The sequence below is a fragment of the Hallella seregens ATCC 51272 genome (assembly GCF_000518545.1).
Lineage (GTDB): Bacteria > Bacteroidota > Bacteroidia > Bacteroidales > Bacteroidaceae > Prevotella > Prevotella seregens.
The window spans coordinates 17373-29046 of sequence record NZ_JADU01000032.1 but is presented as its reverse complement, the minus strand read 5'-3'; the positions used below and the strand labels follow the sequence as shown (position 1 = coordinate 29046).

General features: G+C 58.3%; 9 protein-coding genes and 1 riboswitch. Of the genes, 3 read left to right on the top strand and 6 right to left on the bottom strand.

What is annotated here, in order from left to right; all coding sequences use genetic code 11:
• Positions 1-366 precede the first annotated feature (366 nt).
• Entirely contained in the window at positions 367-1419 is a 1053-nt protein-coding gene (locus tag L888_RS0109820; RefSeq protein ID WP_027952769.1) for an OmpA family protein, read from the top strand.
• Positions 1420-1531: 112 nt separating this feature from the next.
• Here L888_RS0109820 and L888_RS0109815 read toward each other — a convergent pair whose 3' ends face one another.
• The 6 genes from L888_RS0109815 to L888_RS0109790 form a co-directional block, all read right to left on the bottom strand.
• Positions 1532-2005 carry a cob(I)yrinic acid a,c-diamide adenosyltransferase gene (locus tag L888_RS0109815; RefSeq protein ID WP_027952768.1) on the bottom strand — a complete coding sequence of 158 codons (474 nt, stop codon included), beginning with the start codon at positions 2003-2005 and terminating at the stop codon, positions 1532-1534.
• A 30-nt stretch (positions 2006-2035) separates the two neighbouring features.
• Complete coding sequence (locus tag L888_RS0109810) at positions 2036-3025, bottom strand: iron ABC transporter permease (RefSeq protein ID WP_005844314.1); 990 nt, start codon at positions 3023-3025, stop codon at positions 2036-2038.
• 77 nt (positions 3026-3102) lie between these two features.
• A complete protein-coding gene (locus tag L888_RS0109805; protein WP_005844316.1) occupies positions 3103-4179 on the bottom strand; it encodes an ABC transporter substrate-binding protein in 1077 nt (358 codons plus the stop codon).
• A gap of 9 nt (positions 4180-4188) precedes the next feature.
• Positions 4189-5286, bottom strand: coding sequence for an NHL repeat-containing protein (locus L888_RS0109800; RefSeq protein ID WP_027952767.1), 1098 nt, complete (start codon positions 5284-5286; stop codon positions 4189-4191).
• 30 nt (positions 5287-5316) lie between these two features.
• On the bottom strand, positions 5317-7311 hold the full coding sequence (locus L888_RS0109795) for a TonB-dependent receptor (protein ID WP_027952766.1): 1995 nt from the start codon (positions 7309-7311) through the stop codon (positions 5317-5319).
• An 18-nt stretch (positions 7312-7329) separates the two neighbouring features.
• Positions 7330-7513, bottom strand: a riboswitch (cobalamin riboswitch).
• Positions 7514-7544: 31 nt separating this feature from the next.
• Complete coding sequence (locus L888_RS0109790; protein ID WP_027952765.1) at positions 7545-8879, bottom strand: NAD(P)-dependent oxidoreductase; 1335 nt, start codon at positions 8877-8879, stop codon at positions 7545-7547.
• A 216-nt stretch (positions 8880-9095) separates the two neighbouring features.
• On the opposite strand from L888_RS0109790, the gene L888_RS0109785 reads away from it, so the two are divergent.
• Positions 9096-10292, top strand: a complete 1197-nt coding sequence (locus tag L888_RS0109785; RefSeq protein ID WP_027952764.1) for an alkaline phosphatase family protein — start codon at positions 9096-9098, stop codon at positions 10290-10292.
• Between the two features lie 80 nt (positions 10293-10372).
• On the top strand, positions 10373-11611 hold the full coding sequence (uxuA, locus tag L888_RS0109780; RefSeq protein ID WP_027952763.1) for a mannonate dehydratase: 1239 nt from the start codon (positions 10373-10375) through the stop codon (positions 11609-11611).
• The last annotated feature ends 63 nt before the right edge of the window (positions 11612-11674 follow it).

Genomic DNA, 11674 nt, shown 5'->3' with positions numbered 1-11674 from the left:
CTGCCATAATCGTGAGGAATAAGACGAAAAGAATGAAAACTATTGTCTGAACAGACAACTATTAGAAAAGAAAAACGGAGAAAGTTTCGTCTTTCTCCGTAGATAGTATTACCTTTGCAATAGGTTATTCGAGTTATGCAAAGCGTTGTGTGTAATTGCAGAAGATAGGTCGCTAAATCATTACCTGCTGAAAATCATAACTCACAAGGCTGTTCATAGCCAATTACTTAGACCTAAATGATAGATTTTTAATAGAAAAAAACGACATTTTTAACCCTTTTTGCATGGCAGTAACGTTTTTTTTCGTAACTTTGCACCTCGTAAAGTATATAAACATCATTTCTATATTAATAAATTCAATCACTTATGAAGAAAATTTTATTTGCCGCTGCCATGCTTTTCATGGGTCTGGGCAGTGCTAATGCGCAGATAGCCTACGAGAAAGCAGGCTTCTTCGACAACGTGTATTTAGGCGTTGAGGCCGGTGTGACCACTCCGCTGACTTTCGACCACATGTTCCCCATGAACACCACGGCCGGCGTAAAGGTGGGCAAGCTCTTCAGTCCGCTCTTTGGCGCCAACCTGGAGGCCCTCGTGGGCTTCGGCGACAACGGCATAGCCAACAGCCATACATTTGCCCGCGTGTTCAACATTGGCCTGAACGGTACCGCAAATCTCACCAACATCTTCTGCGGTTACAGGGCTGACAGGACTTTCCAGGTGAGCACCGAGATCGGCGTCGGCTACTCCATCATCTACGGTGACCCGTATCTCATCTCGGTGAACAACATGGGCGACGACACCGAACTGACCGGCAAGAGCGGCCTTATCTTCGCTTGGAACCTCGGCCAGAAGAAGGCTTGGCAGCTGTATGCAGAGCCCGCCATACTGTGGAACCTCACTCCGGGTCCCGGCGACGCCATCCACTTCGACAAGAAATTTGCCCAGCTGGGTCTCTTCGTAGGCCTGAACTACAAGTTCCTGACCTCCAACGGCACCCACAACTTCAAGGAGTGGAACATTGGACAGCTGAACGACGAGATCAACTCGCTGCGCGCCCAGCTGGCCGAGAAGCCCAAGGTGGTGACCAAGGAAGTGGTGAAGGAAGTAGTGAAAGAACTGCCCGGCAAGGAGATCAGAATCGAGAATCTGGTGTTCGTGACTTTCGAGCAGGCCAAGTACTACCTCACCCCGCAGGCCAAGAAGGCCCTCAACGCCGTTGCTTCCGGCAGCCACGTGCAGATTATCGGTACCGCCTCGCCTGAGGGTTCCAAGGAGTTCAACGACAGACTGTCTCAGAACCGTGCCAACATCGTGGCCGAATACCTGAGCTCCAGAGGCGTGATCGTGGACGAGGCACTCGGCAAGGGTGTGCAGGGCGTGACCTCCAACCGTCTGGCTATTGTCTACGTGAAGTAAGCTCCGCCGCTTGGCGAGACCATCAAACAGCAATCCCCTGCTTGCCATGGCAAGCAGGGGATTCTTGTTTTCCTGTCTCACTGCCGCAAGGCGGTGGCGGCAAGGGCCGGCCTCAGTCCGGCAGACAGAAAAGAAAGTCGGAGAGACGATTGAGATAGACCAGCAGTACGGGCGGCAAAGCGTCCTCCCGTTGCAGGGCCACCAACCGCCGCTCGCAGGTGCGCACCTTGGCACGGGCCATGTGGATGGCGGCATCGGCCAGGCTGCGGCCGGGCAGCACGAAGTCGAACCGGCGGCCCTCGGTGGCCGTGCGGACAAACTGCTCCATGCGGTCTACGGCGGCTGAGAGCACGTCTGCCGCGGCTGCGTCCGGACGGCGGGCCACCACGGCCATGAGCAGCATGAGCTCGCGCTGCACGGTTTCGTAGGGCTGTGACTGCCCCGTGGCGGCCTTGCAGAGGCCCAGCAGGGCATTGAGTTCGTCGAGCTCGCCGTTGAGCTCGATGCGGGCATCGTCTTTCGGCACCCGGGTGCCGTCGTAGAGCGAGGTGGAGCCTTGGTCTCCTTTCTTGGTTGTAATGTTCATAGGGATAAGGTTTTCAGGGATGAGCCGTCGTCAGGATCGACTGACGATGACATAAATAATGATGGGCGCACCCACCAGCGGCGTGACGGCGTTGAGCGGCAAGGTGCCGGCTTCGCCGGGCAGACTGGTGAGCACGTTGCAGAGCAGGGCGATGGCACTGCCCGAGAGGATGGTCATGGGCAGCAGCTGCCGATGGTCGGCCGAGCGCAACAACAGGCGAGCGATGTGGGGAACAGCCAGTGCTATAAAGGAAACGGGGCCGCAGAAAGCCGTGACCACAGCCGTAAGCAGACCGGTGACCACAAGCAGCACGTTACGCACGCGACGCACATTGACACCCAGATTGCCGGCATAACGCTCGCCCAGAAGCAGGGCATTGAGCGGCTTCATGAGCAGCAGCGAAGAGCCGGTGGCGGCCACCGTGACGGCGGCAAAGAGGGGCATCTGGGCGGCAGACACGTTGCCGAAGTTGCCCATGCCCCACACGGCAAAGCTCTTGACCCCCTCCTCGGTGGCGAAGAAGTTGAGCAACGTGATGGCACTCGAGGCCAGATAGCCTATCATGATGCCGATAATGATGAGCACCACGCCGCTGCGCACCATGCGGCTGAACATCCACACCAAGGCGGTGACACCGATGGCCCCCACAAAGGCGGCAGCCACCGACGAGAGATAAGAGAGCGCAGGCGGGAGCAGTGCGGCGGGAGCCAATGTGAACAGGGCCACCGCCAGACTGGCTCCGCTGGTCACCCCGAAGATGTCGGGGGCCGCCAGCGGATTGCGGAAAGCGGTCTGCAACAGCAGTCCGCTCGCTGCCAGTGCGCCGCCGGCCAGCAGGGCGGTGAGCGCCTGGGGCAGCCGGCTCTCGAGAATGATGAACCGCCAGCTCTCGCGCTGCCCGGCATCACCGCCCAGAATGGCCAGCACACTGCGCAGGGGGATGGCCACCGCCCCGTGCACCAGGCTCAGGACGAAGAACAAGGAGATGGACAGCAGGAGCAGAAGATAGGTTCGTTTCATCGTGATGGGGAATGGACGGGCGGCGACGGCAGCCTTTGCCACCGGCTGGCACCGCCGTGTAAACAGGATGGAAAATATCAGGAGCCGAGGCGGCGATAGTAGCGTAGCCCGCCCAGATCGGTCTCGGGATGCAGCAACTGTATCATCTCGCGCAGCAGATAGTCGGGCCGAAAGCTCACCTCCTCAAAGTAGGGGGTGAACGAGGTGCCGCACTCGTAGATGTCGCCCGTGCGAAAAGCCTTCAGGGCCGCGTAGCCATGAAACTCCCGCAACAGGTCGGCACGCGTCAGCATGCGCGGCCCGCTATACTTGAAAGCCCACACATCGCTCTCGCCCGCCCGGTCGATGATTTGCTCGAATGAGAGGGCCAGGCTGCCGCCGTGGCGGTCGGCCGAGAAAGCGTAACGGCCATGGGCGTCGCGAATGATGGTGCCGATGCTGCTGGATCCGCCGGGCGTGTACCAGGTGGCCCCGGTCTTGCGTTCGGTAAGGATGCTTCGACCCAAGGGCAGACGGGCGGCCCGGAGGCGGAGCGACTGGTAGGTGGAGTCGACCACATGGAAGAGCGAGTCGGCGCGCTGCCCAAAGTCGAACAGCCGGCCGTAGTAGCGCATCCATTCGGCACGGCCCAGTGCCGAGGTCTCCATATAGTCGGCGGCCTGGATAATGGGGATGCCCAGCTTCTCCAACCGGCCGAAACCGCCGCTCCCTTCAAAGGGACTCACGATGATGGCATCGGGTTGCAGTTCGGCGATTTTCTCAATATCGGGGCTCATGGCATCGCCGCAGTCGGCTATCTGGCCGCTGCGCACCCGTTCCTGAATGTCGGGAATGAGCATGTATTGCAGGTCGCACACGCCCACGATGCGGCTGGCCAGCCCGAGGTCTTCGAGCAATTGGCAGTGCGAGGTGGTGAACACCACGACGCGACGAAGCGGCTGGACGATGGTATAAGTCTGGAGCGTTCTGCCCTGATGCCAGGGATCTGCCACGGTCACCTCGGTGCCCTCGTCGCCCCGATCGACCAGCGTGAGCAGACGGGCATGGCGCAGGGCAAGGGTGTCGCCCGGCCCGGCGGCCCGCCGTGTGGCTGTACCACACGAACCGAGCAGCAGGGCCGCGACACCCACGAGCCATAGGAAACGGTGTCTCATTCCGCTGGATTACTTGATTTCCTCGTCGTAACTCCAGAAGACAATGGTTCCGGGGCTCACGCCGCAGGCATGCTTGCCCAGGAACGTGCCGTCTTTCTTATAGACGGCGAAGTAGCCGTCGGTGGTGTAGCTGGGCGTGCCGGGCTTGTCGGGATTCTCATTCTGCGAGCTGACGTAGACCTTTTCTGTCCACGGATCAACGGCAATGGCATAGGGGTTGAACAGTTCGCTGCCGACAATCCACTTGCTGACGGTCTTGGCTTTGAGGTCATAATAAGAATAGGTGGGCGTGCTGCCGTAGGGTGCATTCACCATGTAGAGGCGGTCGCCGCCCACGGCAATCATCGTGGCGTTGCCGATGGTGGTCACGGCATCGGTCGTCGTATTGATCTGCTGAACGGTGGCCGACACGTCGTTATAGTTGCCGGTGCTCACCAGAAAAAGGTCGGAGCCACTCACGACAAGCTGTGTGGGGTTGTCGAGCACGGCTATATCCTTCACCTTGTCAAGCCCTGCATTGAGCTTCACCACGTTCTTGTTGTAGGTGTAATCGGCGTTGTAGGCATTGCAAACGTAGACATTTCCGCCCACCACGGCGATGCCCTCGAGCCGCTGGCCCACCACTTCGGAGCTGTCGACCACCTCGTGGCTCTTCTCGTCAATCTTGTAGACGCGACCAGTATAAGAGGAAACATAGACGGCATTGTCGTCGTAGGCCAACTCGCGCGGCTGGCGGATCTTGGCCACTGCAACCGACTTCATCGTCTTGGCATCGACGATTTCGACGCGGTTTTCATCGGTCGTCGCGATGTACATTTCGCCTTTACGGTTGATGACGGCATTGTTGGGCGTGCCGCCGAGAGAGCGTCCGTTCACCGTCTGGAAGATGTTGCGGGTGGGCGTGAGCTGGTTGTCGGCGCCAAAAGCATAGTAGTCAAGGCTGCCGTTCACCTTATTAAAATAGCTGCCTTCGTTGAGCACATACACGCCAGCAACGGTGCGCATGGGCACGGGCTGGTCTTTCTTGTTGTTGTCATCGTCACCGCAGGAGGTGAAAGCAAGCAGCCCAACTGCCATGCAGAGGGCGAGCGATAAATACTTCTTCATGTTTGTTGTTTGAATATGGAATGATTGATGTTATAGTGTCCAGCCCGCCGACAGCCGCCATGAACGGCCGGGCATCGGGTAATGGGCTACAATGTCGTATTGCTTGTCGAGCAGATTCAGGAGTGCACAGCGCAGCGTGAGACTGCCCCGGCGGATGGGGAAAACGCGGTAGGCCGAGAGATCGAGCGTGGCAAAGCCGGCCATGCGGGTGCCGTCGGCGTGCTCGTTGGTGGCCCAGCGGCCGTCCATGCCGCTCAGCGTAGCCGAGACGTTGACCCAAGGATTCTGCCAACCCAGCGTGGTGGCAAAGGTCTGGCGCGGCACGTAGGCTATCTGGTTATTATAATAAGGTGAAGCACGGCGTGTGTGGTTCAGCACATGCTGCAGACTGTAGTTGGCCGTGAGCTCGAGTTGGTGGCGTGCCGAGGGGTGCCAGGAGGCCGCGGCGGTGAGGTCGAGACCGCGTATGGCCACGCGTGCCATGTTCATCATGCGCCACACGAACATGTTGAACGGGATGGCTACTATCTTATCGGAGACGCTGGCCACGTAGCCGTCGGCCGTGAATTGCAGCGTGGCGGGCCCCACGGGGAGGCGGCCCGTCAGTCCCAAATTCCACTGGCTGGTGCGCTCGGGGCTGAGATCGGTACTGCCAATATGGTAATAATAAAGCTCGTTGAACGTGGGCACACGGAAGATGCTCTTCCAGAAAGCGCGGACATAGAGGGCCCGGGCGGGCAGCAACTGCCACGACACCGCCAGCGAGGGCGACCATCGGTGGGCATCGGCAGCGGGCGTGCCCTGCCCCACCCCGTTGAGATAGTTGGACCAAAGCAGCCGGCCCGTGGCCGTGAGACGGCCTGTGGCAACCTTGACGGCCAGCGACTGCAGGATGCTGTGACGGTAGGGATGCACGCGGACTGCCCCGCCCACGGTGCTGGTGGGGGTGGAAAGCGTGCTGTTCAGATTGTTGAATTGGTAGTCAATGGCGTAGTCGGCCGACAGCCATTGTGTGGGGACGTAGAGCCAAGAAGTGGTGACATAGTACTCGCGCTGCCAGTAGCGTTCGCTCTTGATGCCACCGCTGGCAATGCCAACATCGTAGATTGAAGCATTCCAATTGGCCTTGCCGGCGGCCTTAAGCAACCAGCTGGCGGACAGCCGGCCCGTATATTGCACTTGCGCAAAGGCGTTGCGCTCCTTGAGTCGCTCGTCATTGTCCTGCGTATAAAGATGGACAATGCCCGGCAACCGGCGGCCGTGGTCGTTGTAATAGACTTTGGCACGAAGCTGTTGTCCGACTGCGGGCAGCCACTGTACGTTCAGTTCGCCCCGTCCGCTGCCCAGCCTACTGTTCTGTCTGCGCTCACGGGTGACGAGGTTGACATTGGTCAGCGTGAAAGGATAGTCGTTCTTGGCATGGAGCCAATCGCCTTGAGCACAGAGCTTCCATCGGCGGCCAAGCTGTTTCCGCCAGTAGAAAGAGGACTCCACCATGCCCCAGGAGCCTGTGGTGAGCCCTGCCCGCAGGGTAGGTGCAGCGGCTGTAGGCATGCCCCAGTCGGTGTCCATCTGCAATGTAGAAGCCGCAGCCATGTTGCGTGCCGGCACAAAAATGTCATCGCCGTCGCCGATGATGAGATCCAGCCGCTGCATGTTGGCCAAGGAATAGCGGCTCAGGTCTATCTCGCCCGTCTGGCAATCGGTGAGGGCAATACCGTCATAAATCACCGCGGTATGCTTGGCCCCGATGCCCCTTACCGACACCGTCTTCATGCCGCCAGCCCCTCCATAGTCTTTGACGACGATGCCAGCCACATGCTTTAGGGCATCCTCGATGCCGAATACACCCAGCCGCAGCATCTCCTCGCGCCCCATCTGCTGACGCGGCACGGCCGAGGCAACGCTGTTGCCGGGGGCAACAGCGGTCACCTCCACGCCGTCAAGCGAAATGGAGTCGGTCTGGGCCGCAGCCCCACAAGGGCACACCGCCAGCGGCAACAGGGCGAAATGTCTCTTTCTCATTCTTCCTCGAGAACTGGAAATGAACCGTAGGCAATGGCAGGTCTTCTGACTCACGGCCTCCGGCATGCGCCTTCCCGAAAAGTGTTCAGTGGCTTGTGCATGCCGGACAAACGTCGATTACAGCAGCGGGACTGTTCGGGACTTTCACCCGATTCCCATTTTAATCCCCTCGAAACGGGGAACCAATTGCGGTGCAAAGATAACAAAAAATCAGCAACCGGCGGACAAAAGCCTTACCGATTGTTGATCTCCTCGATCAGTTTCACGGCATCAACATACTGGGCAATGCCTTGAGCCACCTCCTTGGCGGCTTTCATGGCCAACACAACGGTCTGTGGACGATGCACCACGTCGCCGCCGGCAAACACGCCGCGTCGGGTGGTCATGCCAAAAGGACGCTCCAGAATCTTGACATAACCTTTCTCGTCGACCTCGATGCCCTCGGTGGTCGAGACTATGCGGTTGGCCGGACGCGATCCGATGGCTAGATAAATGCGGTCGAAAGGCTCGATGCGGTCGCCCTCGTCGGTGTGTACCATGACACTGCCCAGGTGGCGGCCATGGCCCGGCATGAACTCCGTGACGCTCGACTGCCACCAGAATTTCACTCCCTCCTTGACGGCTTCTTCGTACTCGCTACGGATGGCGGGCATCTCTTCTTCCGTGCGACGATAGATCACTGTGACGTCGGCTCCCAGCCGGATGGCCGTACGGGCGGCATCCATAGCCACATTGCCACCGCCAATCACGCCCACACGCTCACCCTCGCGCAACGGCACCATGTCGCGGCTGATGGCTCCCTCATTGTAGGCAGTGACTTGATGCAGCAGGTAAGTGGACTGGCTCACACCGCGCAGCTGGGCTCCTTTCACATGGTTCATATCCTGCGGGACAGCCGTTCCCGTGCCCATGAAGATGGCATCAAAGCCTCGACCGAACAAGTAGTCCACGGTAACACCGTTCTCTCCCACCATGGTCTTGGTGACAAAGTCCACGCCAAGCTCGCCGATTTTTTCGATTTCGGCCCGCACCACGGCCTTGGGCAACCGGTATTCAGGGATACCAAACATGAGCACGCCGCCGGGTTCGCCCTGCCCCTCGAAGATGGTGACCGAGAATCCCTGGCGTGCCAGGTCGCCGGCCACGGTAAGCCCAGCAGGCCCCGACCCAATGACGGCCACCTTGCCACGGCTTTTCTGCGGCAGTTTCTCACGGGTAAGCCGCATCTCCGTGTCGAAATCGGCAATGAAAGACTCTATCCGCCCAATCTGTATGGGCTTGCCCTTCTTGTTCAAAATGCAGTTTCCCTGGCACTGTTTTTCGTGCGGACACACCCGCCCGCAGATGGCCGGCAGGTTGGATGTCTCGTTGATGACCGCCATGGCATCGCCGATATTGCCCTTGGAAAGCTGGTGGATGAATTCTGGGATGTTGTTGTTGATGGGACATCCCTTGCGACATAAAGGCACCTTACAGTTCAAACAGCGCTTCGCTTCCTCAACGGCTTCACGCATGGTAAACGCTTGATGAACCACCTGAAACGCATCATTCTCCTCTTGTTGACTCATACCTATTTCCTCTTTAAATGCTTGTACGCTATACTTTGTTTTGTTATCTCCAGATTGCAAAAGTAAGAATTAATCGAGGTTTACGGAAATTTCAATAACAATCCTTAACCTATTTTAAGCTCGCTGACACTTTTTAGGGTGCCCATGAACATTCTTTACTCATTCGAGACCTTTCTTATTTTAATTTGTTACCTTTGTCATCAAATACGAACCGCAATGAAAACCATCCGTCACCTTTTCCTGTTGCTGACCTTACTATTGGGCCATTCGGGCATGCTGGGTAAGAATTACACCGTCATCATCTCGCTCGACGGCTACCGTTGGGACTATCCACAATGGTACGATACGCCTTTCATCGACTTCATGGCCAGCCAAGGCGTAGCTTCTGGACTCATTCCTTCGTTCCCCTCCAAGACCTTTCCCAACCACTACACACTGGCTACCGGCCTCTATCCCGACCACCACGGCATCGTGGCCAACGAGTTTCTCGACCCTGCCAACAGCCGCAGCTTCTCGCTGGGCACGCCCGAACAGAAAATGAATCCCGACTTCTACGGCGGCGAACCTATCTGGAACACCGCCCACCGGCAGGGCAAACGCGTGGCCGTGTTCTACTGGCCGGGCTCTGATGTCAAGGTGAACGGACGCTACCCGGACAAGTATTTTCTCTACGATCAGGAGCCGCGGCTTACGCTTTCACAGCGCATTCAGGGTGTGCTTCAACAGTTGCAGCTACCTGCCCAACAGCGTCCCGACCTCATCATGGCCTACATGGAGCAACCCGATGCCCACGGACACACCTACGGTCCACAGGGAAAACGCACCCGCCATGCCGTACAGATCGTAGACTCATTACTCCAATCATTGTATGACGGCATCCGCCTGTTGCCGGATGCTTCACACGTAAATCTCATCATCGTTTCCGACCACGGCATGGCATGGGTGGCCCAAGACCACACCATCGGCATCCGTCAGCGGCTCCGCCCCGAGTGGGTGCGGATGGCCAGCGGCAGCGTGCCTTGCAACATCTATGTGCAGCCGGGCTGCCAAGACTCCGTGTTCCAGGCCCTTCAAGGACTTGACCACGCCAAGGTGTGGCGACGGCAGGACATCCCCTCCTACCTGCACTACGGAACAAGCCGGCACGTGGGCGACGTGGTGGTGTGCCCCGACTTGGGCTACGTGGTCTACGATGACAGCATCACACCCGGGGGCAACCATGGCTACGACCCCACGTTGCAGGACATGCACGCCCTGTTCCGCGCCATCGGGCCCGACTTCCGCCATACCGAGATTCCCCACTTCCGCAACGTGGATGTCTATCCACTGCTCTGCCGGTTGCTGGGCATCATTCCTGCGCCCAACGACGGCCGGATAGACGAAATTGAGACCATTTTATATAAAAACGAATAGCATCACAAAAGGATTTGGCGGTCAAAGTCTTATCTTTGCAGCCAGAATCATAAATCCCAACTTCATCAAACAAGTCAAAAATGGAAAGAACATGGAGATGGTTTGGCAAGAACGACAGGATCACGCTTGCCATGCTGAAGCAAATCGGCGTCGAAGGCATTGTCACTGCACTGCATGATGTGCCTCTGGGCGAGGTGTGGACCCGCGAGAAAATACAAGAACTGAAGACCTATATTGAGGGCTGCGGACTGCGTTGGAGCGTGGTCGAGTCGCTGCCTGTAACCGAAACCATCAAGTATGCCGGCCCCGACCGCGACCAGCAAATCGAGGTCTACAAAGAAAGCATGCGCAATCTTGCCGCCGAGGGCATCCACACCATCTGCTACAATTTCATGCCCGTGCTCGACTGGGCACGCACCGACCTGCTCCACGCGAACCCCAACGGCACAAGCAACCTCTACTTCAGCATTCCCGAGTTTGCCTATTTCGACATCCACATCCTCAAGCGCGCGGGGGCACGCGAGAGCTGGGCCGACTTCAAGACACTCGGCCCCGATGGCAAGCCCAACGGCCGAAACATCCTGAAAGAGGTGGACGAGCTGGCCAAAAACATGACTCCAGAGAAAGACCATGCGCTGATAGAGAACATCGTCATCAAGACACAGGGCTTCGTTTCGGGCAATTTCAAGGAGGGTGACGAGCATCCGGTGGAGCTCTTCCGCGAGCTGCTCCAGCTCTATCGAGGCATCACACGCGACCAGTTGCGCGAGAACATGAAGTACTTCCTCGAAGCCATCATGCCCGTGTGCCGGGAGTGCGACATGTACATGTGCGTGCACCCCGACGACCCCCCCTTCCAAATCCTTGGCCTTCCACGCATCGTAACCTGCGACGACGACATCAACTGGTTCCTCCAAGCCGTACCCGACAAGCACAATGGACTCACATTTTGCGCCGGTTCGCTCTCGGCCGGGGCCCACAACAACGTAGTCGAACTGGCCCGTAAATACGCTTCCCGCACATGGTTCGTCCACCTGCGCAGCTGCCATGTGTTCCCCAACGGCGACTTTACCGAGGCCAGTCATCTGGGCGGGCGGGCCGACCTCATCGAGCTGGCCCGCATTTTTGAGCGCACCAATCCGGCCCTGCCCATGCGCGTAGACCATGGCATGACCATGCTCGGTGACGAGGCCCGCGGCTACAACGCCGGCTACAGCTTCCTCGGCCGCATGCTCGCCTTAGGGCAGGTGCAGGGCATTCTGGCCACCGTGGACCGCGAACTCGGCATCGCATACAAGCAGCCGGGCTTCTTTGACTGACCCTTTTACAACCACACAAACGGCCGGAGGGCATGCCTTTGCCCCTGGCCGCTTCTGCCTAGA